This is a genomic window from Alkalicoccus luteus (genome assembly GCF_012034335.1).
GTDB classification, from domain to species: Bacteria; Bacillota; Bacilli; order Bacillales; family Salisediminibacteriaceae; genus Alkalicoccus; species Alkalicoccus luteus_A.
The window spans coordinates 52,584-78,564 of the sequence record NZ_JAATHJ010000004.1 but is presented as its reverse complement, the minus strand read 5'-3'; the positions used below and the strand labels follow the sequence as shown (position 1 = coordinate 78,564).

Here is a 25,981-nt window from a genome sequence, read left to right as displayed (position 1 = left end):
CGCTTAAGCTTTCCGGTTGGAACGGGCTGTAATCCCAGCTTTAGAACGGAAAAGGTGAAGGTTTTCAAGTGCTTTCCCTGTTCCGACAGCGACGCTGTCAAGCGGTTCGTCTGCAACGAGCACCGGCATGTTTGTCTCATCGCTCAATACTTTATCAAGGTTTCGCAGCAGTGCACCGCCGCCCGTCAGCACGATGCCGCGGTCCATAATATCTGCAGCGAGTTCCGGCGGAGATTGCTCCAGCGTATTTTTCACGGCTTCAACAATCGATGAAACGGTCTCAACGAGTGCACCGGAAATTTCTTTGCCTGTGATCGTGATCGTTTTCGGAAGACCGGTAACGAGGTCGCGCCCGCGAATTTCCATTGACTCGTCGCTGCTGACATCCCCAGCTGCACCGACTTCAAATTTAATCGCTTCAGCCGTACGTTCCCCGATCATGAGGCTGTATGTCTTTTTCACATACTGAACGATCGAATCGTCCATCTCATCACCAGCTACGCGGACAGACTGGCTCGTGACAATGCCGCCGAGGGAAATGATCGCTACTTCTGTCGTTCCGCCGCCGATGTCGACAATCATGCTTCCGGTCGGTTCCCATACAGGAAGATTGGCACCGATCGCAGCTGCAAACGGCTCCTCAATCGTGTAGGCTTCCCGGGCACCTGCCTGCTTGGTCGCATCCTCCACCGCGCGTTTCTCAACTGCTGTGATGCCGGACGGAACACACACCATCACGTTTGGCTTCTTTGTGAGCGATGACCGCTTTCGCAGCGCCTGCTGAATGAAGTGCTTCATCATCGTGGATGTCGTATCAAAATCTGCAATAACACCATCTTTCATTGGGCGAATCGCGATAATATTGCCGGGCGTGCGTCCGATCATGTTTTTCGCGTCGTTACCGACAGCTTCGATGGATCCAGAGTCAGAGCGGATCGCCACAACAGACGGCTCCCGAAGAATAACACCTTTTCCTTTTACATATACGAGCGTATTAGCTGTACCCAAGTCAATCCCTAAATCTTTTGAAAATCCAGAAAACATCTATGTAATCTCCCTTCAACTTCTCTATTCATAGGCTTCCATCATACATGTCGTTAAATTTGGCCGATACGTTTCATTATACGCAACTTTTACAGGAAAGAGTAGCGTTTTTCCGTATGAGCCGAAAATTCCTCAATTTATCCTAACATACGTCTTTGCTGAAGCATAGAACGCCTCGCGGCTGCACAACCGGATCAGCGCCCCTACCTTTCACAGGCAGAACGGATGAAAGCCGGCAGGGAAAAATGTCCCGGCCGGCTTTCCAGAGTGTTGATAAAGTCATTTTAGGTGAATAAGATGGCATCTGCCTGTATCTGCGGACACTCGCTTTCCGGAGGGAACGGGCTCAGCTAACCGATTCCTCCTGCTGTCGGAATCGCTGGATCTTCGCCTCGTTCTGATCCTCCCGGAGTCGAGATCCTTCGATGCCGGCAGCTGGCAGTGCGTTTCATGTGCTGGTTATGAAGGCACGATCGACTTCCATACGAATAGAACCTTCCCGATGAGACGTTTCGATGTTAAATAGGGCTGCCAGTCCTTCATCGTATTCATGATAAACGGAAAAAACAGTCGCGTCTGCCTGTTGTGACGTTGTTCTGCAACAAGCAGAGTCGTTTCTCTAATGTGTCCGGCGTGCCCGTGGAAGCCGCGCAGTCTGAAGATTCAATTCCGTTCGATCTTGAACGGAATGAACGCACGAGCGGCGCTGGACCGGGTCTTGAAGGCTTATCGCGAGAAGCCTGTGTCCGAGTGAAGCCGCGCCATCCTACGTGCCTTTCTTCTCTTCATACAGGAGTCACGCTGAGAAATAGCTGAAGGCAAGCCCACGGCAGGCTCGGTAAGCAGAGGTGAAATACAACTAAACGAATAAACATGTAAATTGAAAGACTTTATCAAATCGAGTAGAAGGGGGTGGCTAACCCCCGTCCTCTCACACCACCGTGCGTACGGATCTCGTACACGGCGGTTCGATGGCATCTTCCTTCCTTGTCGCTTCCCCGCAAAGGTTGCTACACGCTCTCCCAGTACGTTCGAGTTCCACTCTATCCTTCCGGGAGCAGCCGGAAATTCAATTCCGTTGTCTGTGATCATCACAACTTCACACGTCTGCGGACATGGAGATACCAACCGTCAAGTCCTTCCCTCGTTTCCCTTTTCAGGGATCGTTCCCGGTACTATGACTTGAACTGACTTCTGTATGTTCAGGATTGCCTCACGGCAATCGTTACTCGTTAGAGCATTCCATACAGATCTCCCCGGGTAAGTCTGACCGCTTTCCACTCGTCGGCACAGAATTTACTGAACGGGATTCGGGCAATGTGGGATTTCGTCTTGGCTGGCAGACTCATCCCTCCCTATTCAGCCTTGTATCCTGTTTCTGTTCGTTACCGCGTGTGTTTGCGTCCGGCTGCCTTCAGATTCCGGGTCGCCCCGGACACCCTTGCCATTCGCTAACGGTTCCCATTGCCAAGCCCGTAGTGGACTTTCACCACCAAGCTGTCAGACATGCCGGGCACACGCCTGGAAAGCCGGCGGGGAAAAATGTCCCCGCCGGCTTTCTGAGCGTCCTATAAATAGCCTTTTTCCTTAAGCGAACAAAACCGCCTGTCGCCGATGATAACATGGTCCAGAAGCTCCACCCCGAGCATCCGCCCTGTCTCCTGCAGACGTTTCGTCACATCGATATCCTCCTGACTCGGTTCCGGTATGCCGGACGGGTGATTGTGCAGGCAGATAAGCGAGGCGCTGGAATAACGCAGCGCTTCTTTAAAAACTTCCCGGGGGTGCACCAGACTGGCATTGAGACTGCCAATAAAGATCGTTTTTTTGTGAAGAACGGCGTTTTTCGTATTCAGATAGAGTGCTACAAAGTGCTCCTGCTTCAAGTGTCTCATTTCTTCCATCATATAGTCGGCTGCGTCCTGCGGAGAACGAACGACGTGCGTCTCCTCGACCGGAAACTGTTTGATCCTCCTGCCGATCTCAAGCGCCGCACGCATTTGCACGGCTTTTGCTTCTCCGATCCCCTTCACATCCATCAGCTCAGAAACTGTCGCATCTTTCAGCAGCTTCAGTCCGTCGAACGTCTGAATCAGCCTTCCGGCCAGGTCCATCACTGATTCCCTTCGCGTTCCGCTGCCAAGCAGCAGCGCCAGAAGCTCCTGGTTGCTCAGTGCCTCTGCTCCATGCTGCATGAGCCGTTCCCTCGGCCGCTCACTTTTCGGCACGTCGCGGATCATCATCGCTTTTTCCATCACCTGTGTCCTCTCCCGGATGATGCCTCTCAGACATATCCGCGCTTTTTAAGCGCACGGAACACCTTAGCCGCCGGAAGTCCCACTACCGCACTGTAATCCCCTTCAATCTTTTCCACGAGCACTGCCCCGAGCCCCTGAATGCCGTAAGCCCCTGCCTTATCATCCGGCTCCCCGGTTGCCGTGTACCAGCTGATGTCTGCCTCGTCAAGCTGGTAAAACGTAACGGCTGCCCCGGAAACAAAGACGTCCATCTGTCCGTTTTCTGCAATCGCTACGCCCGTGTAAACAGTATGTGTATGTCCGGAAAGAGTTCGAAGCATGGAAGCCGCTTCCGCCCGGTCGCGTGGTTTGCCGAGGATCGTGCCGTTGATCGCAACGACCGTATCAGCACCGAGTACGAGTGCATCCGGGAATCGCGCAGCCACTTCTTCTGCTTTTTGCTGTGCAAGTGTACGAACCGCCTCTTCAGGGGACATACCCGCTTCGATTCGTTCTTCTTTTTCTGCCGGCACTGCCTTATGGGCGACTCCGAGCTGTGTAAGCAGTTCTTTGCGGCGCGGTGACTTTGACGCCAGTATAAGGTGTTTCATGCTGCCAGCTCCTTTCGCCTCCGTATCGTCTTTGCACTATGTATCCTGTTCTGCATCGCCTGAGAAAGGAATTGGTATGATTTAACATACCACATCTGTTTACAAAAGAAAAGCAAAAACACGAACGTACCTTCGCGTTTTTGCTTGGTGTGTTCAGTTGGATTCGAGAAATGGATCTGCCTCTTCCCCGGGATCAGGGTAGTCAAGCACAGGCGCTTCGTGCTCCAGATGTTCAAGCTCTTCGTAATAGAACGATGACACCTGCACCTCCAGGAAAATATCTGATGCGCCGTCGAAGATGCGGTCTTCGGAAGCACCGAGAAACACAATCGATTCGATGTTCACGAACCGCACAAGCTGATCAAGCTCATTGATGAAGCCCGCAAGCGAATCATAATTGCTGACCCGAACCTCCACCGTGGCAGTCTGTTTAAGCAAACCGTCGAGTTCATCTGTCAGAACAGCTCCGTTTCCGGCTGTATCCTCTGCTTGCTCCTGCCTGTCGGTGATATCCGGCTCTGCTTCTTCAGGAGGCACATCCTCTTCTTCCACTGCTTCTTCCGGATCCTGTTCCGGCTCTTCCTCCAAATCTTCCACTTCATTTCGCCGGACGTCTGCTGGAGTTGATGTCCGTTCCTCGACGTCTTCTGTATGCGGCGGTTCTACCGTCTCAAAGCCATGAACAGGAAGGTCGTAGCGCATGCTGATCGACAGGATACGAGCACCAGCTACTTCTTCCGCCTGATTTAAGTCCATTAAAAACCTGTCTGTCTGCCGAACGACTGGAAGCCTCCGCTGAAGTTCAGTCGTATCTTCAGGCTCGGAAGCACGAGCCTCCGCTTCTTCCCGGATGGCTGTCTCAAGCTGCTGCTGATACCGCTCTTCTTCTGCCAGCTCTTCTTCCGCCTGATCCCTGTCCTGTATGTCAGGAAATACTGCGAGAAAAAAATAAAGGGCCAGACCGACTGTCAGCACGCTAATGCCTGCGATCGTCCACATTCGATTCGTCATGGGAGCTCCACCTCCTCTTCCTCTTCTTCCGGCTCATAGGCCTGGATGGCGTCCGGATGAAGAACGAGATGGATCGTTGCAAAATAGGAAGGCAGGAACTCGTCAAACCAAAGCGGATTTTCTGCCGCCTCTTCGAGAACCGCTTCTCCCTGCACGATGTCAATTTCTGCCTTTTGAATCAGCGCTGATTCTTCCGCATGAAACTGAAACGCCGCAATTTCCGGAGCGGCTGTCATGAGTGCTTCGAGTTCCAGTTTATCAGGATATGTATAATCAACCATCGTAATCGCAGCGTCTTCCGGCAGCAGCGACATCGTTTCCTGTAAAATAACAGAAGCCGGCACGATTTCGTCCTCCAGCTGATCCATTGCTCCGAGCAGACGCTCCGGATCGCTGTTCTCTATTTCAGCCAGCTGCGCTTCCATCTCCTCCGTCTGCTGTCGGGACTCTTCCAGCTCTGCTTCTGCTCCGCTTCGCTGCTCATCCATTGTCAGTCCAATCGAGTAAAGCGCGAGAAAAATAATCAGAGCCAGAACAACGAGAAGGGCAGCTACGATCGGCAGCGCCGAGCGGTTTCGCCTTTCTTTAGTAGACATGTTTTGGGAACCAGACATCATTGCTCTCCTTTTCTGCGTGCCCGCATGGCAGCTTGCGCCCGGGCAGATTTCAAATTAGCATTCAGGCACCTGCAAAGTAGACAAGCAGTGCTCCTGCTGCAATAAACGGTCCGAATGGTATTTCTGTTTCTCTTCCCCATTTGCGAATCAGCACTCCGGCCAAGCCTGCGCTCAGCCCGAGTATAGACGATGCTGCGAGAGACATCAGCATCCCTGAAAAGCCAAGCATAAGACCGACAATTGCATAAAGCTTTACGTCTCCGCCACCAAGTCCTCCACGGGAGGCCGCAGCTGCCGCGAACAGCAGCGCAAAGCCTCCGGCGCTGCCTGCAGCCGCATCCCACCATGGATCCAGCGGCGCTGCGGTGAGCCTCAGTAAAGCAAGCGGAATGCCGAAAGCAAGCAGAATCCGATCCGGAATCAGCATAAAACGAAGATCACTGACCGAAATCATGACAAGCATCGCGGAAAATAATAACGCTGCGGCCAGCTCCCATGACCAGCCGAATATGTAAAAGCTTGCTGCTGCCAGTATCGCAAAGGCAAGCTCACCGGAGGGATATAAGATGGAAATACGTTCCCCACAGCCGCTGCACCGGCCGCGCTGCAGCAGGTAGGACAAAACCGGAACCAGGTTCCACGGTCTCAGTCTTCTGCTGCAGGCGGGGCACCGGGATGGCGGATACACAATCGATTGCCCGTCCGGTATCCTCAGCCCGGCAGCAGTTAAAAACGATCCAATAATCAGTCCGATCAGTACGAACAGCACCATTTCCATGTTTACATCGTCCCTTCCCAGTTATCTAACTGGTCAGCGTTCCTCCCCTTTTACAGGTGGACGCTCAAAGCCGGGAAATGTGCTGCCGTCTCCGCTTTCCGGAAATGTTCCGGGACGGCCGAACTCTATCTCATTGTCACTGTAATCGATCCCCATCTGCGGGTCTCCCCCATGCTCCCGGAGCCAGTTATTATAATCTCCGGGTGTACCGCTTTCTGCCCATGCATCAAATGCGTCTCCGCCGCCTTGATCGAGCCAGCTGTCAAAGCCGCTTCCGCTTCGGAACTGCTGTTCAGCCCTTCGCTGTTCGGGAGTTAATCCACTGCCGTCACCGCCAAAGCCGTTCCCGCTTTCTCCTGAGAATCCATCATCTCCAAAACCGCTGCCTCCGTCGAAAGAATCGTCTCCTTCATCAAATCCGTCGTTTTCGTCGAAGGAACCATCTCCATCGTCAAAACCGCCGTCTCCTTCAAAGAAACCATTTCCTTCGTCAAATCCATCGTTCCCGTCGAAGGAACCATCTCCTCCGCCATCGTCGAAGAAGTCGTCTCCTCCATCAAACCCGTTGCCGCCATTAAAGGAGTCATCTCCGGCGTCGAATCCATTTTCGGGTGTATGTTCCCAGGGGAAATCCCATTCCTCATCAGGGTCTGGGAACGTTTCTTCCTCTTCTTCCTCAGGTTCCCTTACCGAAATGGACCGGCTTTCCAGGGCGTGCACCGGAGCATAATAATCTTCTGCAAGTACCATCGTTTCTTCGTCTTCAGACGAATCACCGCGAAAAATGGTGCGGACCGTTTCAACCAGCATCCCATCCGAGCCGCCTGACGGGCTGCTTTCATTGGTCATGCCGTCATCGTCAAAGCCCGTACCGTCGAAAGCAGAATCGGAATCACTGTTATCGTCGTCCTGCATTCCCCAGTCATCGCTGCTGTTATTCTGGCTGGCATTGAACCCTGCTTCATCATCAGGCGCCGTGTAGCGGATTCTTGTCTCAGCCGCAATATTTCCGTTTTCCATGACGTCCACGTTGATCGCGTGGGGGTATGCATAGCCGTAAAGCTCTACTTGAAGCGAACCACCGGTTACGTTCAGCTGCAGTTCATAGTCATAATCGTTCGGATTGCCGAATGCAAAATCTTTTCTTCCGGGAGAAAGATGTGCATCAAACCCGGGTGGAACGCTATCTAATAGCGTATGGCGGATATGACGTTCTTCAATGGAAAAGTTTGTCGGTGCGACTGCTTCGAACACGGCGGACCCCAGTGCTGCAAGGGATTCTTCATCCATATCCGGATAATCGTGCAGACCGAGTGCTTCCATCACCGAAACGTCACTGCCGCCCGGGATTTCAATCGTTTCGTGCTGTTGAAGCAACTGAGCCATCTCGTCGGAAACAGAACTTCTGTCTGCTCCTGTAAGGACCGTTTCCGTTGGCTGTGCATGCGCGTGCAAATACGGATGAAGCATCCAGGAATAATCCGTCTGCTGCAGCGAGCCAGCATCTTCTTCAATCCGGGCGGCAAGTTCATCCATACGGACAGCGTCTTCCATGCTGCTGTTGAACGAGAAGCTCGATACCGCTTCACGCAGCGCTTCTTCATCGACGGATACTGCAGCCGTTTCCTGTGAACCATCTTCTGCCGCACGACCGACAGACGCACCTGTATGAATCGAAACTGCCTCACGCGGAAGCGGAATTTGTTCATCGAACCAAGTCAGTTCATAACGAACATTTTCTTCAAACGTTTCAATCCGCTCCAGAAGCACTTCTTCCGCTTCTTCAGGGCGCATCCCGCCGACATCAACACCCGCGACAGAAGTTTCTTCTGCCAATTCTTCATCTTGAAAACTGAATTCGTACATTAACTTACCGGTGAAGGCGAACAGCATCATAAAAACAACGCTTCCTGCAATCACTAAAAAAGAAGCACCGAACCATTGTTTAGACGTCATGCGCTTTCCCCCTCTTCATTCCGTTCCCGTCCTGCCAGAAACCATGATACGAGCAGGGAAACGAGCGTTACAGCTGCGAGCATAAGCATCACACCCGGCAGCCAGCCAAACAAATTTAAAATCCAGTATCCTCCAAGCGATACGAGCAGCGCAGCCGTAACGAGCAGTGCCGTCACCGCCCTGGAAAACACGGAAGGAATAAGCAGCATAATACCTAGCAGGACAGCGTAGCAAATGAAAATAAACAGGTACATCAAGGGCCCCGGCCCCTTTCTGGCAGATTATAGGTTGCTATTCCTATCTTATCTTACAAGGGCCCTGAATGAAAGGCGCATCTTCTCTCATGAGTTCATTTACTCACGAATATGTTTGTGCGTTCTTTATTTGACCTGCGGGAGCAAGTTACACTGCTGTTCTGCTTTACTGACATATTAAAACGCCTTCGGCCGGGGCTGAAGGCGTTCTGGTCTGATTATATACAGCATCCGGTTATCCGGCAACTCCGGGAAATCCGTGCAGTGCCACACGGTTGCGCCCCTTTTGCTTGGCCCCGGTGTACATAGCCCTGTCGGCATTGCGCAGCACGTCCAAAGGGTCTTCTCCGGGAACGGAACCTGCCACGCCGATGCTCGCCGTTACTTCTGCTTTCCGTTTTTCTCCGCGCAGATCAGGCAGCGTAAATTCCCGCTCCGCCAGCTGTTCCCGCAGATGCTCAGCAGTTGCGGCAGCTTCCTCTGCGGTATAAGAGGGAAGCAGCAGCACGAATTCTTCACCGCCGTAGCGCGCAGCCAAGGCATCATCCGGCGCACACGTTTCGATCATCTCCGCTGCTTCCTTGAGAACGTCGTTGCCGCCGTCATGGCCGAATGTATCATTCACCTGCTTAAAATGATCGAGATCGAGCAGGACGACTGCAAAAGGTTCCCGGCACTCCACCAGCTTCTCCTCAAAAAAACGGAAATTATAAAGTCCTGTAAGCGCGCATCGTTCTCCCAGCTTTTTCGCACGGGACAAATTCCGAGCATTTTGCATGGCAACGGTCAAATACCCGGCCATGATCTCCAGCAGCATCAGCTCGTCTTTGCCAAACGCCCGCTTCTCCTGCGAGAGCAGTGTGACGACACCGACAATTTTCTGAGCCCGAACAGCAGGCGCACTCATCACTGATTTTGTATGGGCAGGCAGGCCGGCACGAGCAAGCCTCGGTATGTCGCTGTCGTGCATGTAAACACGGGACCTGCCGCTTTTGTAAACAAGACGGCTCACTCCGTCACCGCTTTCAGGAGTCAGCTGGGCACCTGGCGCTTTCGTATGACGGAAAACCGGCTGCAGACCGCCGTCACCGTCTTCTTCATATAAACAGACATCACGCGGGTCAAACAGATCCCAGCACGTATCCATAAACAGCTCCAGCACTTCCGCTGTCTCGAGCCGTTCGTTGATGTTGGCCCCGAACTGACTCACCTTTTTCAGCTGATTTGCCGTCTCCCTGCTCGCTCCGTAAAAGGAGAGGATGATGGCGATCGAGGTCACCGGGAGAGCTGCGAGAATGAGTACGACCGGGCCGGCAAGCTCGTATAAAAGTGCAAGCGTTAAACCGACAGGCAGCACGAAGAGGAGGGATAAGACTTCCCATTTCAGCGCTTCGTCAAAAAAACGCACGCCATCATGTTTAACAGTGAGCCGCTGTACTGCATAAATGAGCCCATTGTTAATAAAAAAGTAGGTCACCACATAAAGTACAATAAGGCCTAACGAAAGTTCACCGAGGAGCGCGCTTCCTGTCTGACCGCCGGCTGCGTAATACACTGCAGCAGCTCCGGATGACGTTATCAGGAAAATCAGTGAATTAAGCGGCAGCCGGTACCAGTCTTCCGGATCGAGTTTCATCCGTGCAATTCCGATGACAATGCCGATCTGGGTGATCAGCAGCTCTCCGGAGAAACCTTGCAGCAGGAAAACCGCAAGCGCAACTCCCTGAAGCGGAACAATCGACGTTTCACGAATGTGGATAGGAAACATCGCCGCAAGGGCGATCAGCAAAACAAATGGAAGAAACGAAAGCCAGTCTGACACCTGCCAGCCAGCATACACCGGCACCAGGACGGCTGCAGCTGCAGGAAATAAGAGCACCCAAAGCACCCAGACGACACGTCGGTATTTCCGGTCCATCCGTCATCCTCCCCTGTCTTTTGTATGAACTATTCTGAACTATCTGCTATATCATACCATATATGCTCGGTAAATTGAATCTTTATAACTAGTTCTATAGACTTAATTACGAACAGTGCCCGTGAATGCATGCGATCCGGTAACGATCAGTGTTGCACCTGCTGCCGTAAACGATTCGACGAACTGCTTCGGATCTGTGCATACCCGCTCGTCCGGCAGCAGCTCGTGCCATTCTTCCTCGGTCACTGCCCGAGCGTCTTCAAAGAGTGCCGGCACTACCCTGCCGCGCTTTGACAGCCTGCTCACCATGTCATTGACGGGCTTATCCCGCATTGCCCCGAATAAAAACGTCACGCTCCATCTTTCCGGAATGCTTTCCAACAGCGCTTCTACGGCCTCTATGTTGTGAGCTGAGTCAACAATCACACCGGAATGAAGAGCTTCAAATCGTGCCGGCATTCGGGCTTCCTGCAGCCAGACTTCCAGCACCTGGTCAGTCAATAGTCCGGCTGCCGTCCAGGCACATGCCGCGTTTCGTTCCTGATGCGGTCCCGGAGCAGGGAGGTTGACTGTACCTTCTGCTGTTTCCAATGCGTCCGGCGAGGTAAACGACCATGACCGCTTCAGCTCTATCCACGGTGCACCTGCTTTTTCTGCTTCCTGTTTCAGCCATACATCAGCATCGCCGCACCCTGATACGACTGGAACACCACGCCGCATGATCCCCGCTTTTTCCCGGGCGATCTGCTCTCTGTCAGACCCGAGAAATGCTTGATGATCTGTGCCGATAGACGTGAGGATCGTTACCGCTTTCTGCAGCAGCACGTTGGTCGCGTCAAGCCTTCCTCCTAAGCCGCACTCTACGAGAAAAACATCCGGCTTCCAGCGCTTGCAGGCAGCAAACGCCGTTGCCGTCAGCAGCTCAAAAGGCGTTACAAGTCCATGCACGGCTTCTATTTTCGGCAGCAGTGCTGCTGCAGTTTTACAAGCCTCTGCAAAGGCTGCAGCAGAAACCGCCTCCCCGTTCCAGAGCAGATGCCCTTCTCTCCCGCTGAACGACGGCGATACGAAGGAGAGTACGCTTTTTCCGCTTCCCTTAAACAAAGCTTCCAAATATGATACCGTCGATCCCTTCCCGTTAGTACCCGCAATATGAATGACGTCGACTCCTTTTTCCGGTGTACCGAGTCCCTCGTAGAGCGCCTTCATCCGCTCAAGCGTATAGTTAATACCTGCCTGCTCCCGCTCCTGGAAAAGCTGCTGAATGTCCATCGTTTTCCCTCCGTCGTTGCATAATCCGCTGAACAATGAAAAAATATACCTTACTGGCTATTATACATTTCTGCAGCAACGCTGTATGGCAAAGGAGCGCTTTCTCCATGAAACTAACTGGCTGGCTCATCTATAACGGCGGCTTATCCACACCTAAATTTAACGACTATGCCGCACTCATGCAGCGGGCAGCAAGGCTTCGAGGTGCAGAGCTCACAGCTGTTGCCAACGATGAGCTTCTCGTTTCGACGGATGGCGTTATCCGGCTGAAGACAGACTTAAAAGAGCCTGATTTTATTCATTTTGCGGATAAGGATCTGCTGCTTGCCAACGCCTTGGAGCGGGAAGGCTACCGGCTCTATAACCGGGCACGAACGATCGAACTGTGTGATGATAAACGGCTGATGCATCAGGCGTTCGCCGGGTATGGTGTACCGCAGCCGCTGACGATCCTTGCTCCGATGGCCTATCCTAAAATCGGTTACCGGAATACCAGCTTCTGCAGGCAGGCTGCCGATGTTCTCGGCTTCCCTCTTGTCGTGAAGGAAGCATTTGGTTCCTTCGGAGAGCAGGTATACTGGGTGGAGACAATGGCAGAGCTGGAAGAGCTGGCAGAACGTCTTGCGGGTGTGCCACATCTCTATCAGCAGGCGGTTACGGAAAGCTTCGGATCGGACGTTCGTATTAACATCGTCGGTTCGCAGGCAGTTGCCTCGATGAAGCGCACAGCTGAAGGCTTCCGCGCAAATGTGACCGCCGGTGGAACGACAGAACCTTATGACCCGACAAATGAAGAAATAAAAGCAGCAATTGCTGCTGCGAGAGCAGTCGGCGCTGACATGGCGGGAGTCGATTTGTTCACCGGAACAGAGCAGCCGCTCGTCTGCGAAATCAATTCCAATCCGCACGTTCGCAGCATTATCGAATGCACCGGTGTGCCTGTTCATCATATGATGGTGGAAAAAATGCTGCAGGGGAGGGTTTTATCGTGAAAGGATGGCTGATTTATAAAGAAGCCGACCGGCTTCGGAATGACGCGTTTATCAGACTGTTACAGCAGGCGAGTGAAAGACGCGGGATCGAGCTTGAGGTTGTCACGTACGAAGAAATGATCTATTCGGTATCGGGAGGCACAACGTTGTTCGGTCATGAAGAGAACCCTGACTTCCTGATCATCCGGACTTGTACACCGTGGCTGAATGAAGCCGCTGAGCTGCACGGCATCCGCGCATTCAACAGCTCCCGCTTCAGCCGCACAGCTAATGATAAACGGCTGTCCCACGCTTTTTTGTCATCGCTCAGCGTGCCGATGCTGCCAAGTACGGCGGTCCATCAGCGCAGGCTCTCCTCGTTGAGTCCATCGTACCCGCTAATTTTAAAGGATCCGCTTGGACGCGGCGGCACCGGAGTTGACTGGGTCGCCCGCCCGCAGCAGCTTGGAGCGATGAGCACGGATGACGAGCTGCTGATGCAGCCTGTAGGCGGACAGCGCGGCCGTGATGTCCGCGTTTATATCGTAGGCGGTGACATCGTCGCCGCAGTCGTCCGCGAATCGGAAACAAATTTCAAAGCAAACATTTCAGGCGGAGCAAGCGCCTCGCTCTACCGGCTTTCTGAAGCGGACAAAACCCTTATTCAGAAAGTAACACTCGCGATGCCGATCGATTTTGCCGGCATCGACTTTCTCATCGCAGATGACGGATCGCTGCTGTTTAATGAGATGGAGGATGCGGTTGGGTGCCGCAGCCTTTATGACCAGAGCGCCATTGACATTGCCGACGTCTTTATCGGCCACGTCGCAGAGGAGCTCCGCTAAAACAAGTCGTGCTTCAGCGCATAGATGACAGCCTGGGTCCGGTCCTGCACCTCGAGTTTGCTTAAAATGCTGCTGACGTGGACTTTGACGGTCTTGACGGCTATAAACAGCTTATTAGCAATCTCCTGATTGGACATGCCGTCTGCCATGAGCTTCAGCACCTCAAGCTCCCTTGCCGTCAGGGCATCATGCAGGGCTTCAGGACGGGAACGCATCCTTGACATCACTTTACGGGCCACTGCAGGCTCAAGCACCGATTCCCCCCTGTATGTACGGCGTACGGCCTCTGCAATATCAGCAGCTCTCGACGTTTTGAGCATGTAGCTGAATGCTCCCGCTTCGAGCGCAGGATATACTTTTTCATCATCGACAAAGCTCGTCATAATCAGTACCTTCGCATCCGGATTTTCTTCAGTAATCAGCCGGGTTGCCTCAATTCCGTCCATCGGTTCCATGACAAGATCCATCAAAACGACGTCCGGCTGATGGGTACGAACGAGCTGAACAGCCTCCGTACCGTCTGACGCTTCTGCCACTACCTCGATATCCGTCTGAGACGTTAAATAGGCCGATACGCCAATCCGTACCATCTCATGGTCATCTGCAAACACAATCCGAATCATGCTTTCTCCTCCTTCCACAGCGGAAGCTGCACATCTACTTTCGTTCCTTCTCCTGGCACACTGATAATGCGGAAGCGGCCTCCGATCTCCTCGGCACGCTCCTTCATCGTCGACAGCCCGTACGAGCCGAATGCATCCTTGCCGGCCTCAAACCCTTTTCCGTTATCGATTACCTGCAATATAGCTTTCTCATCCCGATTTAACAAAAACACTTTCAGCCTGGTCGCTTCTGCATGCCGCAGGCAGTTGGAGACCGCTTCCTGTAATATCCGGAACAAATGGTCTTCTGATCCTTTATCCAGCGCCACTTCTTCCAATGAGACGACAATGTCGAGGGGCACTTTCTGCTGCAGTTCAGCCAGCAGTTCATCCATGCCGTCAATCAGCGATCGTCCTTTCAATGCAGCCGGGCGCAGGTGCAGCAGCAGGGCCCTCATTTCCAGCTGAGACTGGTTGATCATGTTCTCCACTAAACGAAACTGGTCTGCCGTTTTTTCGTCCAGTTCGGCCGTTTCATTGATTGCGGCTGTCAGCATGGAGGCGGCAAACAGCTGCTGACTAACGGAATCGTGCAGCTCACGTGCAAGACGCGTTCTTTCCTGAATCACGACTTCCTGCAGGCTCTGTTCACGCACATCCGCTTTTTCGGCTGCGATCTGCCGCGCGTGCTGAGTCTGACGGGCTACCTGCTCCTGCAGATCATAGATGGCGTGCAAAAGCTCCTGCTGGCCGGAAGGCGGCCCTGCTTCCCCTTTCACCGCATCAGTCGCGTAGCTGATCGCATCCGCCGAAGCCCGGCGCCAGGCGCCTTGTACGAATACACCGATAAAGAGCAGAAGCAGAAGTGCAGCGCCGGCTGCGAGAACAGGAAACGGGACGCCATAAAGACGCGTCATCAAGAACGGCCAGGCGTCTGCCGGCAGGATCATCAGCAGTGCCCCTCCTGCTGCGACAGCTGCGGCGAAGATCGTGACGGCAAGCTGAACGTAAAGCAACGGCCGAATGTTCATACTCGCCGCACCTCCAGCTCGCCGCTCATTACGGATGTCACAACTTTTACCCTGACATCCGCTTCCGCGTATCCTGGTGTTTCCAGTGAGATCGATTCATTCAGCAGGCGTCGGCGCTCCCCTAAAATCTCAACGCTCCCGTAAAGTGCGCTGTGTATGACCTGCACTTCCATGTCGTAGGGAACGAGGACGGTAATCTGACCGATGACGTGGCGGATCGAGACGACTGCTGTGCCGTGAACGACCGTGTTAGACAAGTCGATCGTTTTGCTGCCGATACCAGTCTGCAAATGGATATCACGCCACTGATACGGATCCGAGCCTGTCGATTGTCTTCCGATCAGCTTCTGCGGCAGAAGGGTTCCTGTTTCTACGACGCCAGTTCCTTGCTGAGGCGCTGACTGTGTCTGCGGCTGGATGACAGGGGGATGTTTCTGCTGCCTGCGATACTCTAACACGAGCAGGATCAGAAAGCCGATGATAAAAAAGCCAACGGCAAAGAGACTCAGCACTTGAATGATGAGCCCGATGACACCGATCCAGCAGATTACTTTTCCAAACGTGGATTCATACTCTTTCCAGCCAAGATAGACCATAAACAGCAGAATACCAACACCAATTAGCATACCGGCTCCGCGAGAGAGCAACTCGGTGACAAGAAAAAACAAGGACAGGAGGAGAAGCAGATTCAATCGGTTCACCGGAATTTCCCTGATCATAGCCTTCTCCTCCCTTCGATGCCATTATTGTATCATGTTTCCAGAAAGTCGGATGGGTTTTTCCGCTCTCCGTGCCGCTTCTCCAGCAGCATCAGCTGCCGCTCCATACTGCTGCGGATGTCTTCAGAAGACGGTTCCTGTTCCACATTAGTCGGTTCAGCTTCTTTTAATCCACTCATCTCGCTTCTAAGCTGGGCCGTTGCTTCTCTCCGCTTCAGCTCCTGTTCCTCCAGCTCCTGTCTCGTCAGTGCATGGCGGACTTCCTGAAACATTTGCTCCAGCTCAAGCATGCGAGCATCGGCATCCTTCGTCATAGCGGCGAGCGTCTCTGCTTCCTGATCATATGCTTCTGCATCTCGTTTAGCGAAGTCTGCAAGTTCCATTTCATCCGCTTCCTCTGCAAGCTTCTGCTGTCTGCGTCTATCCGCAGCCTGAACGAGCGCCTGATCGCGGCGCTTGCGCAGACGGTCTGCCTCTTCACGCTGATCTGCGATTCGTTTTTGCAGCGAATCTGCTTTTCGCCGCTTTTCCCCGGCTCGCTTCGTGATGTCTTCGGTTGTTCCTTTCAGCTTTGCCAAATCCTGCTTCATCGTATCGGCCATTCGTTCCCAGATGTTACGCATGATGCATTCCTCCTTGTTCGTTTTCCTTCCAGCTTCTGATCAACACGTATAATACGTAAACAGCGGCGAGACCAATCACTGCCTGTAAATTGCCGAGCATGACAAGAATGATAATCGCTCCGACTATTCCCCAGCTCGTTTTCCCTCCGGTTGATGGAGCCTTTACGAACTGTTTCCAGACAAGCCACAGCAGCCAGGCGGATAATGCAAACAGAATAATGGATCCGAGGTTGCCAATCGCAAGCAGAAAAGCAGCAATTCCAAGCAATAGCGCTAGTAGTTTCATCGTCAATCCCTCCTTCTGTCTGTATCATACTCCGGAAGCTGCCGTCCGCGGAATGAGCTGCAGCAGTATTTTCGTCTACGACCGGAGGCGTAGTACGTCTCCGCCGCAAAGCTGCAGCCTCACCCGAACGGGCCCAAGAAAGCCCGCTGCACGTAAACAGCGGGCTTTCCAAGTAGTTATAGTTATAAAAGAAAGTGTGGCCTGTACGGACAAGAGCTGCTGCAGCTCCTGCCCGGCATCTTTAATCCAGCTGCTGCTTTGCCTGCTGCAGCTCCTGAATCGACAGGCCGAACGTCATTTGCAGGTGCGGATAGTCGCGGAAACTTGACCAGTCGCCGCCCCATTCAAAGCCGATATCTTTTGCTATCTCAGCCACTTCCAGCCAGTCAGCCTCACCGCTGCCGTTAAAGTCCGTTTCGATATCCCAAACAAGTCCATCCTCTGTTTCAAGCGCATAGTCGATCGCCAGTCCGTAATTATGATAGGATTCTCCTGCAGAAGCATTCGTGACAACATCCCCGTCTGCCGTCCGGCCTCTCGCGTAAAGTTCATCCTGCCGCTCCGGAGAACGGTATCCTTCTGTGATGACCACATTTATATCACGATCGGAGGCTCGTTGTAATAGCTCTTCTTTCGCTTCCTCGACAAGGGGGTGCAGTCCTTCCTCGGCAACGGCATCTTCTGCAGAAACGAGCGGATCTCTTTCCGCTTCACCCGGAACTTCTGACTCGTTCCAGTTTATATGTGAAAAAGCAACCAGGCAGGCTACTAGTAAAACAAACATGAGCAGTTGATACATACATTTCCCCTTTCTTCTAAACAAGCACGATGCAGCTCATTTTATCACATTAAGCTTGCAGCAAAAATAAAAGCGTTTGAACCAGAAAAGGGATGAATGATTGAACCCGTGTGCTTTTATACACACGTTTTTTGCTGAAAACTACCAAAAGGCCCGCTGCACGTATACAGCGAGCCTTTCAGGCTGTTGACAAAGTCAATCAGCTTACATGATTATTCGATTGATGGTATATCCCCTCTGTTTACCGAGCCTTCCGTGGGCTTATCTTCAGCTATTTCTCAGGGTAAACCCCTGTATGAAGGGAAGAAAGGCACGTAGGATGACGCGGCTTCACTCGGACACAGGCTTCTTGCGAGAAGCCTTTAAGACCCGGTCCGGCTCCGCTCTCACTTTTCATGCCTTTCAAGATCGAACGGCTATGAGGCTTCACTCGGACAGAGGCTTCTTACAAGAAGCCTTCAAGACGCAGTCCGGCTCCGCTCGTGCGTTGATGCCGTTCGCAGATCTGAACGGCACGGAATCTTCAGGCTGCGCGGATTACACGGGCACGCCGCACAAGAAGGGAAAATAGATTTGTTTGATGGAGAAAAAACGTCCCGATCGCTGACGCTGCGGCTTTTTTTGGTGGATACGTTGACGAACTGGCATCCCGATTCGACATCGAAGCGTTGCCTAACGAAAGGTTCCATCCATATGGAACAAGCTCGTATGAACCATCACCAGGCGTTTCAACCGGACTGCCAACTGTCTAATCGGAGGAACTCGACTCCGCGAGGATCAGAACGAGGCGAAGATCCAGCGCTTCTGACGAAAGGAAGAAGCGGTTAGCTGAGGCCGTTCCCTCCGGAAAGCGAGTGTCCGCAGATGCAGGCAGATGCAAGGTTATTCACTTGATATTGCTTTATCAACATTCTGGAAGGCCCGCTGCACGTATACAGCGGGCCATTCCATCTATTAAGAATCCACTTTTTCTTTTTTGGTTCGTTCGACGAAGCGGGCGTGAATCCGATCGAGCAATGTTCTGCCGCCTTTCAGCGGCCTTCCGTCGACAGCAGAGATACTCGCAGCTTCCATCGTCGTTGAGCTGAGAAAGGCTTCATCCGCCTCTAAAAGCTCATCCAGCGTAAACGTTCGCTCCTCAACGGGAATACCGAGCTCTTCTGCAATGTCGAGGATTACGCGGCGCGTTATCCCATGCAAAATGGCGTTTGTCGCTGGATGCGTCAGCAGCGTGCCGTCTTTAACGATAAACAGGTTGGAGCTGGATCCTTCCGTGACCGTTCCCTGATCGACAAAGACCGCTTCATGGGCCCCTGCCTCCATCGCCTTCTGCTTAGCCATGACGTTAGGCAGCAGGTTAAGCGACTTGATCCAGCACATTTTCCAGCGAATCTCTTCTGTTGTAATCACCGGCACACCGGCAGCTCGCTTCTCCGGCGTCAGTTTGCGTGCCTCTTTGACGACCATCGAGAGCACCGGCTCTGACGGATCCGGATAATGATGCTGCCGCAGGTGGATCCCACGGGTAATCTGCATGTAAATCTCTGCCTCCTGGATGCCGGAACGCTCAAGCGCCTCCAGCGCAAGAGCTTCGATCTTTTCCCGGCTGTATGGAAGCCCCATGCCGATCGCTTCAGCACTCTTCTCCAGACGCTCCATGTGCTCCTTCATCGTAAACGGTTCGCCATCATAGACGCGGATAACCTCATAAATACCGTCGCCGAACTGATGCCCGCGTTCCTGAATCGGAATCACCCGTTCATCGACATCGACGAACCGGTCGTGATAATAGGCAATCTCTTTCATTGCTCGTTCCTCCCTACTGCTTCAGTTCCTCGAGCCTCGCCTGCACTTTTTCCCGCTGCTCCGCATAGTCCTTCTGCTTCCGCTTTTCTTCTTCTACCACATGCTCCGGCGCTTTGTCCGTGAAGCCTTTATTCGAAAGCTTTTTCTCGACTCGCGTGACTTCCCCGTCGAGCCGCTTCACTTCTTTTTCCAGACGCTTTACTTCCGCATCAAGATCGAGCAGGCCGGCAAGCGGCATGTACAGCTCAACGCCTGAAAGTACGGAGCTCATCGATTTTTCCGGTGCTTCCAGTTCGGTGCCGATCAGAAGCTCTGACGGGTTGCAGAACCGCTCCAGATACGCCTGGCCGCGCTCAAGCTGCTCTTGTACGTGTGCATCGGCTGCTTTTACGTGCAGCGTAATTTCACGTGACATCGGCACATTCAGCTCCGCACGTGTATTTCGGACAGAGCGGATGATTTCCTGCAGCAGCTGCATATCCTTTACCGCCTGATCGTTCCCGTACGGGTTTTCTTCCGGCCATGCTGCGCGTGTAATTGACTCTCCTTCATGCGGCAGGTGCTGCCATACTTCTTCGGTGATAAACGGCATGAACGGGTGCAGGAGACGCATCGTCTGGTCGAGCACGTAGGCTAGAACGGAGCGAGTCGTGTGCTTCGCCTGTTCGTCGTCGCCGTTTAACGGCAGCTTCGCCATTTCGATGTACCAGTCACAGAAGTCGTCCCAGATAAAGTTGTACAAGGAGCGGCCTACTTCTCCGAATTCATACGCATCGATATACTTCGTCACGTGCGTAATCGTCTCGTTTAAACGTGTCAAAATCCATTCATCTGCGATCGTTTTCGGCCCGGAAAGATCCATGTCCTCATAGGCGAGTCCGTCCAGGTTCATGAGCGCAAACCGGGAGGCGTTCCAAATTTTATTGCCGAAGTTCCAGTTCGCTTCAACCTTCTCCCAGTAAAAACGCAAGTCCTGTCCAGGCGTGCTGCCCGTGCTGAGGAAAAAGCGCAGCGCATCTGCACCGTATTTATCGATTACATCCATCGGGTCGACACCGTTTCCAAGTGATTTACTCATTTTACGGCCTTCCGCATCCCGCACAAGCCCGTGAACGAGCACATCGTTAAACGGCCGCTCGCCGGTAAAGTGTTTCCCTTGGAAAATCATGCGTGCCACCCAGAAGTAAATAATGTCATAGCCGGTTACGAGCGTATCGGTAGGGTAGTAGCGCTTAAAGTCGTCCGACTGCTCATCCGGCCAGCCCATCGTCGAAAACGGCCAGAGGGCAGAAGAGAACCACGTGTCCAGTACGTCTTCGTCCTGTTCCCAGTTCTCCGCATCCTCCGGCGCCGTGCGTCCGACGTAGATTTCTCCGGTTTCCTTATGATGCCATGCCGGAATCCGGTGACCCCACCAGAGCTGGCGGGAAATGCACCAGTCACGGATATTTTCGATCCAGTGCATATACGTCTTCTCGAAGCGGTCCGGTACGAAGTGAACCTTGCCGTCCTGTTTTTGCAGCTCAATCGCCTGCTCAGCAAGCGGCCCCATTTTAACGAACCACTGCGTGGACAAATACGGCTCTACGACCGCGCCGCTGCGCTCAGAGTGGCCGACGCTGTGATCATGGTCTTCGATCTGAAACAGAATACCGTCTGCCTGCAGGTCCTGTACAATCTGCTTGCGGCAGTCGAACCGGTCCAGCCCTTCGTAACGTCCGGCATTTTCATTCATCACGCCGCCTTCGTCCATTACAAGAACACGTTCAAGGTCATGGCGGTTGCCGATCTCAAAGTCGTTCGGGTCATGCGCCGGCGTGATTTTAACCGCACCGGAACCGAAGTCACGATCAACGTAGTCGTCTGCCACAATCGGAATTTCCCGTCCGACGATTGGAAGCTTTACCGTTTTGCCAATCAGATGTGCATAACGCTCGTCCTTCGGATGCACAGCGACAGCCGTATCTCCGAGCATCGTCTCCGGCCGCGTCGTGGCTACCTCAATCGAACCTTCCCCATCGGCAAGCGGGTAGCGCATATGATAAAACGCGCCTTTCACATCTTCGTAAATGACTTCAATATCCGAAAGGGCTGTTTTCGTCGATGGATCCCAGTTAATAATGTATTCGCCGCGGTAAATCAGGCCTTCTTCATACAGGCGGACGAACACTTCCTTTACAGCATCCGACAAGCCGTCATCGAGGGTGAACCGCTCACGAGAATAGTCGAGGGAAAGCCCCATTTTTGACCACTGATCACGGATAAATGACGCGTACTCTTCCTTCCAGTCCCAGCTTTTAGCAAGAAATGCTTCGCGGCCGAGATCATGACGGCTGATGCCTTCCTCGCGCAGCTTGCCTTCTACCTTCGCCTGTGTCGCAATTCCGGCATGATCCATACCCGGAAGCCAGAGGGCATCGTATCCCTGCATGCGCTTCGTGCGGATCAAGATGTCCTGCAGCGTCGTGTCCCAGGCGTGGCCGAGGTGCAGCCTTCCCGTTACGTTCGGCGGCGGAATAACTACCGTGTAAGGCGTTGCTTCCGGATTTTTGCCTGCCTCAAAAAACTTTCCCTCCACCCAGTAGCTGTACCATTTTGATTCAACCGCCTGCGGATCGTATTTCGGCGGCATGGAAACCTGTTTTTCATCCATGTAAACCATCCTCTCTTACAGTTATATGCGCATACAAAAAGCCCTCTTGTCTGAAAGGACGAAGAGGGCTGTCTCCCGCGGTACCACCTTTGTTCACCGGAGCATTCCCCCGGTACACTCACGGCCTTAACGCGGCTGATTCGTCCGTGTGTTTCCACGCGGCTGCTCCGGAGCGACCTTCAGATGTTCCTTCCGGGAAAACCTCGCAGCGGCCAAAACGGCCGGCTTTCCTCTCTGGCGGAATTTCCATCCTACTCTTCTCCATCGGTGCATTCTGATTTTATTCTACAACGGTCCGCTGCGGGAATCAACCTCGTTTATAGCCTGCTTCATTTTCAGCAAACAGTCCGAGAAAATAACGGTGGGAACGCCTCAGCTTTTCGGGCAGTGCAGTGAGCGGAAAGTAGCGGAGCTCCAGCGTCTCTTCATCCCCGTCCGACAGCGGCTGCGCAGGATCGGCGCACGTATACAGCGCGGTCACTGCATAATACGGATCTCCATTCGGTGCCTCTACAAAATAGTCTTCGCCTGAAAAGACGTTGTAAAGCTGCAGCTCCTGCTTTCGAAGCGTGACGCCCGTTTCTTCTTTCACTTCGCGGACGGCCGTGTCTTCGTAGCTTTCTCCAGGCTCCATCAGACCGCCGGGCAGTCCCCAGTCGCCATCCTCCCGCTTTTGCAGCAGAATTTCTCCATCCGGGGTATGTAAAATGACGGCGGATCCGGGAAGCAGCAACGTCTCCTGACCGACCTTCTCCCGTATTCGTTTCACGTAGCTCATGCAGGTTCTCCCTTCTGTCCTTCGACCCGTTTCACGCAGGGAAAGGGCCAGCACCTTTTTCAGCAGACGAGTCGCACACCGTGCAACTTATCCGTTCTTTGCCAAGTGCTTCCCATAAGCCCTGTATGCTGCAAAGCGGCCTGCTGACGCGCAGACCGCTCTCCAAACCTTATCCTAGCTGCGTTCTGCAGCGATTGTCTGAAATGCCTTTTCCGCTGCTTCCAGCGTCAGGTCGATGTCTTCTTCCGTATGCTTCGTGGAAAGAAACAGCCCCTCAAACTGGGATGGCGGCAGCGATACGCCGTTTTCAAGCATCAGGTTGAAGAAACGGCTGAACATGTCGAGATCCGACGTTTTCGCCGTTTCAAAGTTCTTCACCTTTTCATTGGTTAGGAAAAAGCCGACCATGGAGCCTGCACGTGTTGTCCAGTGCGGGATACCGTGCTTCTCCGCTGCTGCTGCCAGCCCTTTTTCAAGCTTATCGCCAATCCGGTCGAAGTAGTCGTAGCTCTCCGGTGTCAGCTGGCGGATCGTTTCAAAGCCTGCCGTCATAGCAAGCGGATTTCCGGACAGTGTCCCTGCCTGGTAGATCGGGCCAGCGGGTGCAATCTGCTCCATAATGTCGCGACGTCCGCCAAACGCTCCTGCAGGCAGACCGCCGCCGATGACCTTTCCTAAGCACGTGAGATCAGGCGTAACGCCAAGTTCTCCCTGAGCACAGTTGTAGCCGACGCGGAAGCCGGTCATCACTTCGTCAAAAATAAGCAGAGACCCGTAGTCGTTCGTAAGCTCCCGAATGCCCTCGAGATAGCCTTCCTCCGGCCGGACAACGCCCATGTTTCCTGTCACCGGCTCTAAAATAACACCAGCGATCTCATCGCCAAACTTTTCGAATGCCAGCTTCAGGCTTTCGAGATCATTATAAGGAACTGTCAGCGTGTTTGCTGCTACTTCCTCCGGTACGCCGGGACTGTCCGGAAGTCCGAGTGTCGCGACCCCGGAGCCTGCTTTAATCAGCAGGGAATCTCCGTGCCCGTGGTAGCAGCCTTCAAACTTGACGATCTTGCTTCGGCCGGTAAACCCGCGTGCAAGCCGGAGTGCACTCATCGTCGCTTCCGTGCCGGAGCTCGTCATGCGGACTACCTCGACAGAAGGAACGCGCTCAATTACAAGCTCCGCAAGCTTCGTTTCCATTTCATGGGGAGCGCCAAAGCTCGTGCCTTTATCCGCCATGTCTTTCACCGCGTCGATCACCTGATCATCCGCGTGACCGTGCACGAGCGGCCCCCAGGAAAGCACGTAGTCGATGTATTCGTTACCGTCGACGTCCCAGAGCCTCGAGCCTTTTCCTTTTTCAAAATAAACCGGGTCGCGTCCGACCGAGTTAAACGCCCGTACCGGCGAGTTCACGCCCCCCGGCATAAGCGGCTTTGCTTCTTCAAACGCTTCTGATGATTTGTTCCAGTTCATGTTTTCACCCCGCAATAAAATTAGTTCTGCAGCCAGCGTGCGATATCCTTAGAGAAGTACGTGAGGATCAAATCAGCGCCTGCACGCTTCATGCTCGTTATTTTTTCAAGCACGACGGCCTGTTCATCGATCCAGCCGTTTTCCGCGGCCGCTTTGATCATCGAGTATTCCCCGCTTACGTTGTAGGCTACAATCGGCAGCTGCTCGCGCTCCCGAATATCGCGGATGATGTCCAGGTAGGAAAGAGCCGGCTTCACGATTAGAAAGTCTGCCCCTTCCTCCACATCAGACCGGGCTTCTCTGAACGCCTCGCGGCGGTTCGCCGGGTCCATTTGATAGGTCTTCCGGTCCCCGGACTGCGGTGAAGAGTGGGCAGCGTCCCGGAACGGACCGTAAAAAGCAGACGCGTATTTTACTGCGTAGCTCATCACCGGCACGTGCTTAAATCCGGCTTCGTCCAGCCCTGAGCGAATCGCTGTTACAAATCCGTCCATCATGTTAGACGGCGCAATGATATCTGCTCCTGCCTCCGCCTGGGAAACAGCTGTTTTCACGAGCAGATCGAGGGATTCGTCATTGAGAATTTCGCCATTCTCCACCACACCGCAGTGACCGTGATCGGTGAACTGACACAGGCACGTGTCCGCAATGACAGTAAAGTCAGGATATGCCGCTTTTATCTGGCGCACTGCTTTCTGTACAATTCCCTCAGAATCATAGGCGCTGGAGCCGACTGCATCCTTTTCAGCCGGGACGCCGAACAGAATGATCGACCGGATGCCGAGATCGACCGCTTCCTGCACTTCGGTATCGACACGGTCCAGCGACCATTGATAAACCCCCGGCATCGATTTTACCGGGTTTTTAATGTCTTCCCCTTCCATCACAAACAGCGGATAAATCAAATCCTCTGTGTGAAGGTGTGTTTCACGAACGAGATCGCGCATTCCAGCCGACGTTCTCAGACGGCGGTGACGGTCAAATGACTGCATGCTATCGTACTCCTTTGCGTAATGAAATCAACTCAATCAGCGCTTCCGCCGTATAGGTGTCCGGTGTCAGTGCTTCTGCACCCGTGAAGCGGCGCAGCTCTTCTTCCGTCTTTCTTCCGACACAGCCGAAAAAGAGACCGGTATCCCTGCCTCCAAGCTCAAAAAATGCCCGTACAGCAGTCGGACTGAAAAACAGCACCCCGTCCAGCTCAGGAAGCAGCTGCTGAAGCGATGAACGGCTTGCTTCGTCCGGTACCGTATCGTAAACCGGCAGATCGATCACCGTTCTGCCGCGATTTGTTAAGTAATCGATGAGGTACGTTCTCGCTTTTGCACTCCGAGGATAAAGTACTACGTCCCCCTTACCAGTAGCCCCTTCAAGGGCGGAAGCTAGATGCTCCGCATCGTAAACGTCCGCAACAAGCGTCACCGGATAGCCAGCTTTCCGGCAGGCACGAGCCGTTTTTTCTCCGACACAGGCCGTTTTTTCCGGGTCAGGAAGGCCGCTGTTCTTCCACCATGCGACACTGTTTACGCTCGTGAACGCAACCCAGCTCCCATCCGGATCCGGCATATCTGCCGGTAGCATCTGAATGCGGATGAGCGGCAGTAAAACAGGCTCCATACCGGCATTTTTAATCAGATCTGCGACCGGCTGCTGCTGATGGGCAGCTCTCGTAATGAGAAGACGCAGCGGCCTTTTCATGT

General features: G+C 53.3%; 24 protein-coding genes and 1 other annotated feature. Of the genes, 2 read left to right on the top strand and 22 right to left on the bottom strand.

The features are described from left to right. Positions 1-3 precede the first annotated feature (3 nt). From HCN83_RS04105 to HCN83_RS04060, 10 genes are all read right to left on the bottom strand, one after another. Positions 4-1,044: a rod shape-determining protein gene (locus HCN83_RS04105; protein ID WP_168005051.1), complete on the bottom strand. Its 1,041-nt coding sequence runs from the start codon at positions 1,042-1,044 to the stop codon at positions 4-6. Positions 1,045-2,612: 1,568 nt separating this feature from the next. Further along, complete coding sequence (gene radC, locus HCN83_RS04100) at positions 2,613-3,299, bottom strand: RadC family protein (protein ID WP_246238087.1); 687 nt, start codon at positions 3,297-3,299, stop codon at positions 2,613-2,615. 29 nt (positions 3,300-3,328) lie between these two features. Beyond that, positions 3,329-3,892, bottom strand: coding sequence for a Maf family protein (locus HCN83_RS04095; protein WP_168005050.1), 564 nt, complete (start codon positions 3,890-3,892; stop codon positions 3,329-3,331). Between the two features lie 153 nt (positions 3,893-4,045). Continuing rightward, positions 4,046-4,903, bottom strand: coding sequence for a hypothetical protein (locus HCN83_RS04090; RefSeq protein ID WP_168005049.1), 858 nt, complete (start codon positions 4,901-4,903; stop codon positions 4,046-4,048). Continuing rightward, positions 4,900-5,517, bottom strand: coding sequence for a hypothetical protein (locus tag HCN83_RS04085; RefSeq protein ID WP_168005048.1), 618 nt, complete (start codon positions 5,515-5,517; stop codon positions 4,900-4,902). The genes HCN83_RS04090 and HCN83_RS04085 overlap by 4 nt, the downstream gene beginning before the upstream one ends. 64 nt (positions 5,518-5,581) lie before the next feature. Then, complete coding sequence (locus tag HCN83_RS04080; protein WP_168005047.1) at positions 5,582-6,298, bottom strand: prepilin peptidase; 717 nt, start codon at positions 6,296-6,298, stop codon at positions 5,582-5,584. Positions 6,299-6,331: 33 nt separating this feature from the next. Then, the gene (locus HCN83_RS04075; protein WP_168005046.1) at positions 6,332-8,254 is read right to left on the bottom strand and encodes a VanW family protein; all 1,923 of its coding nucleotides are present in this window, start codon (positions 8,252-8,254) and stop codon (positions 6,332-6,334) included. After that, positions 8,251-8,508 (bottom strand): hypothetical protein, encoded by a 258-nt coding sequence (locus HCN83_RS04070; protein WP_168005045.1) that lies wholly within the window; start codon positions 8,506-8,508, stop codon positions 8,251-8,253. Before HCN83_RS04070 ends, HCN83_RS04075 begins: the two co-directional genes overlap by 4 nt. A gap of 235 nt (positions 8,509-8,743) precedes the next feature. Continuing rightward, positions 8,744-10,426 carry a sensor domain-containing diguanylate cyclase gene (locus tag HCN83_RS04065; RefSeq protein ID WP_168005044.1) on the bottom strand — a complete coding sequence of 561 codons (1,683 nt, stop codon included), beginning with the start codon at positions 10,424-10,426 and terminating at the stop codon, positions 8,744-8,746. Between the two features lie 102 nt (positions 10,427-10,528). Next, entirely contained in the window at positions 10,529-11,698 is a 1,170-nt protein-coding gene (locus tag HCN83_RS04060; protein ID WP_168005043.1) for a bifunctional folylpolyglutamate synthase/dihydrofolate synthase, read from the bottom strand. Between the two features lie 107 nt (positions 11,699-11,805). Between HCN83_RS04060 and HCN83_RS04055 the strand changes: the two genes are divergently transcribed. Together HCN83_RS04055 and HCN83_RS18710 are read left to right on the top strand one after the other, a co-directional pair. Beyond that, a complete protein-coding gene (locus HCN83_RS04055) occupies positions 11,806-12,690 on the top strand; it encodes an ATP-grasp domain-containing protein (RefSeq protein WP_168005042.1) in 885 nt (294 codons plus the stop codon). Beyond that, positions 12,687-13,514, top strand: a complete 828-nt coding sequence (locus HCN83_RS18710) for a hypothetical protein (protein ID WP_168005041.1) — start codon at positions 12,687-12,689, stop codon at positions 13,512-13,514. The genes HCN83_RS04055 and HCN83_RS18710 overlap by 4 nt, the downstream gene beginning before the upstream one ends. Here the strand turns inward: HCN83_RS18710 and HCN83_RS04045 are convergent. The 12 genes from HCN83_RS04045 to HCN83_RS03990 all read right to left on the bottom strand — a co-directional run bounded on the left by HCN83_RS04045 (position 13,511) and on the right by HCN83_RS03990 (position 25,979). After that, positions 13,511-14,137 carry a response regulator transcription factor gene (locus HCN83_RS04045; RefSeq protein ID WP_168005040.1) on the bottom strand — a complete coding sequence of 209 codons (627 nt, stop codon included), beginning with the start codon at positions 14,135-14,137 and terminating at the stop codon, positions 13,511-13,513. The two genes, HCN83_RS18710 and HCN83_RS04045, sit on opposite strands and share 4 nt — an antisense overlap. Continuing rightward, positions 14,134-15,147, bottom strand: coding sequence for a sensor histidine kinase (locus tag HCN83_RS04040; protein WP_168005039.1), 1,014 nt, complete (start codon positions 15,145-15,147; stop codon positions 14,134-14,136). The genes HCN83_RS04045 and HCN83_RS04040 overlap by 4 nt, the downstream gene beginning before the upstream one ends. Next, positions 15,144-15,866, bottom strand: a complete 723-nt coding sequence (gene liaF / locus HCN83_RS04035; protein WP_168005038.1) for a cell wall-active antibiotics response protein LiaF — start codon at positions 15,864-15,866, stop codon at positions 15,144-15,146. The genes HCN83_RS04040 and liaF overlap by 4 nt, the downstream gene beginning before the upstream one ends. A gap of 32 nt (positions 15,867-15,898) precedes the next feature. Then, positions 15,899-16,489: a hypothetical protein gene (locus HCN83_RS04030; RefSeq protein ID WP_168005037.1), complete on the bottom strand. Its 591-nt coding sequence runs from the start codon at positions 16,487-16,489 to the stop codon at positions 15,899-15,901. Then, complete coding sequence (locus tag HCN83_RS04025) at positions 16,482-16,775, bottom strand: flagellar basal body rod protein (RefSeq protein WP_168005036.1); 294 nt, start codon at positions 16,773-16,775, stop codon at positions 16,482-16,484. The genes HCN83_RS04030 and HCN83_RS04025 overlap by 8 nt, the downstream gene beginning before the upstream one ends. A 241-nt stretch (positions 16,776-17,016) precedes the next feature. Further along, on the bottom strand, positions 17,017-17,574 hold the full coding sequence (locus HCN83_RS04020) for a M15 family metallopeptidase (protein ID WP_281351677.1): 558 nt from the start codon (positions 17,572-17,574) through the stop codon (positions 17,017-17,019). A gap of 954 nt (positions 17,575-18,528) precedes the next feature. Further along, on the bottom strand, positions 18,529-19,380 hold the full coding sequence (gene dat / locus HCN83_RS04015; protein ID WP_168005035.1) for a D-amino-acid transaminase: 852 nt from the start codon (positions 19,378-19,380) through the stop codon (positions 18,529-18,531). A 13-nt stretch (positions 19,381-19,393) separates the two neighbouring features. Continuing rightward, a complete protein-coding gene (locus tag HCN83_RS04010) occupies positions 19,394-22,033 on the bottom strand; it encodes a valine--tRNA ligase (RefSeq protein ID WP_168005034.1) in 2,640 nt (879 codons plus the stop codon). A gap of 51 nt (positions 22,034-22,084) precedes the next feature. Then, positions 22,085-22,310 (bottom strand) — a binding site (T-box leader). A gap of 30 nt (positions 22,311-22,340) precedes the next feature. Continuing rightward, on the bottom strand, positions 22,341-22,811 hold the full coding sequence (locus tag HCN83_RS04005; RefSeq protein WP_168005033.1) for an NUDIX hydrolase: 471 nt from the start codon (positions 22,809-22,811) through the stop codon (positions 22,341-22,343). 174 nt (positions 22,812-22,985) lie between these two features. Continuing rightward, positions 22,986-24,281, bottom strand: coding sequence for a glutamate-1-semialdehyde 2,1-aminomutase (gene hemL, locus HCN83_RS04000; protein WP_168005032.1), 1,296 nt, complete (start codon positions 24,279-24,281; stop codon positions 22,986-22,988). A gap of 20 nt (positions 24,282-24,301) precedes the next feature. Beyond that, the gene (gene hemB, locus HCN83_RS03995) at positions 24,302-25,273 is read right to left on the bottom strand and encodes a porphobilinogen synthase (protein ID WP_168005031.1); all 972 of its coding nucleotides are present in this window, start codon (positions 25,271-25,273) and stop codon (positions 24,302-24,304) included. A 1-nt stretch (position 25,274) separates the two neighbouring features. Then, positions 25,275-25,979 carry a uroporphyrinogen-III synthase gene (locus HCN83_RS03990; RefSeq protein ID WP_168005030.1) on the bottom strand — a complete coding sequence of 235 codons (705 nt, stop codon included), beginning with the start codon at positions 25,977-25,979 and terminating at the stop codon, positions 25,275-25,277. Positions 25,980-25,981 lie beyond the last annotated feature (2 nt).

Bases quoted from the DNA above. Each gene is read 5' to 3' on its own strand.
- HCN83_RS04105 (WP_168005051.1), bottom strand. From the start codon at position 1,044: ATGTTTTCTGGATTTTCAAAAGATTTAGGGATTGACTTGGGTACAGCT.
- radC (WP_246238087.1), bottom strand. From the start codon at position 3,299: ATGGAAAAAGCGATGATGATCCGCGACGTGCCGAAAAGTGAGCGGCCG.
- HCN83_RS04095 (WP_168005050.1), bottom strand. From the start codon at position 3,892: ATGAAACACCTTATACTGGCGTCAAAGTCACCGCGCCGCAAAGAACTG.
- HCN83_RS04090 (WP_168005049.1), bottom strand. From the start codon at position 4,903: ATGACGAATCGAATGTGGACGATCGCAGGCATTAGCGTGCTGACAGTC.
- HCN83_RS04085 (WP_168005048.1), bottom strand. From the start codon at position 5,517: ATGTCTGGTTCCCAAAACATGTCTACTAAAGAAAGGCGAAACCGCTCG.
- HCN83_RS04080 (WP_168005047.1), bottom strand. From the start codon at position 6,298: ATGGAAATGGTGCTGTTCGTACTGATCGGACTGATTATTGGATCGTTT.
- HCN83_RS04075 (WP_168005046.1), bottom strand. From the start codon at position 8,254: ATGACGTCTAAACAATGGTTCGGTGCTTCTTTTTTAGTGATTGCAGGA.
- HCN83_RS04070 (WP_168005045.1), bottom strand. From the start codon at position 8,508: ATGTACCTGTTTATTTTCATTTGCTACGCTGTCCTGCTAGGTATTATG.
- HCN83_RS04065 (WP_168005044.1), bottom strand. From the start codon at position 10,426: ATGGACCGGAAATACCGACGTGTCGTCTGGGTGCTTTGGGTGCTCTTA.
- HCN83_RS04060 (WP_168005043.1), bottom strand. From the start codon at position 11,698: ATGGACATTCAGCAGCTTTTCCAGGAGCGGGAGCAGGCAGGTATTAAC.
- HCN83_RS04055 (WP_168005042.1), top strand. From the start codon at position 11,806: ATGAAACTAACTGGCTGGCTCATCTATAACGGCGGCTTATCCACACCT.
- HCN83_RS04045 (WP_168005040.1), bottom strand. From the start codon at position 14,137: ATGATTCGGATTGTGTTTGCAGATGACCATGAGATGGTACGGATTGGC.
- HCN83_RS04040 (WP_168005039.1), bottom strand. From the start codon at position 15,147: ATGAACATTCGGCCGTTGCTTTACGTTCAGCTTGCCGTCACGATCTTC.
- liaF (WP_168005038.1), bottom strand. From the start codon at position 15,866: ATGATCAGGGAAATTCCGGTGAACCGATTGAATCTGCTTCTCCTCCTG.
- HCN83_RS04030 (WP_168005037.1), bottom strand. From the start codon at position 16,489: ATGCGTAACATCTGGGAACGAATGGCCGATACGATGAAGCAGGATTTG.
- HCN83_RS04025 (WP_168005036.1), bottom strand. From the start codon at position 16,775: ATGAAACTACTAGCGCTATTGCTTGGAATTGCTGCTTTTCTGCTTGCG.
- HCN83_RS04020 (WP_281351677.1), bottom strand. From the start codon at position 17,574: ATGTATCAACTGCTCATGTTTGTTTTACTAGTAGCCTGCCTGGTTGCT.
- dat (WP_168005035.1), bottom strand. From the start codon at position 19,380: ATGAAAGAGATTGCCTATTATCACGACCGGTTCGTCGATGTCGATGAA.
- HCN83_RS04010 (WP_168005034.1), bottom strand. From the start codon at position 22,033: ATGGATGAAAAACAGGTTTCCATGCCGCCGAAATACGATCCGCAGGCG.
- HCN83_RS04005 (WP_168005033.1), bottom strand. From the start codon at position 22,811: ATGAGCTACGTGAAACGAATACGGGAGAAGGTCGGTCAGGAGACGTTG.
- hemL (WP_168005032.1), bottom strand. From the start codon at position 24,281: ATGAACTGGAACAAATCATCAGAAGCGTTTGAAGAAGCAAAGCCGCTT.
- hemB (WP_168005031.1), bottom strand. From the start codon at position 25,273: ATGCAGTCATTTGACCGTCACCGCCGTCTGAGAACGTCGGCTGGAATG.
- HCN83_RS03990 (WP_168005030.1), bottom strand. From the start codon at position 25,979: ATGAAAAGGCCGCTGCGTCTTCTCATTACGAGAGCTGCCCATCAGCAG.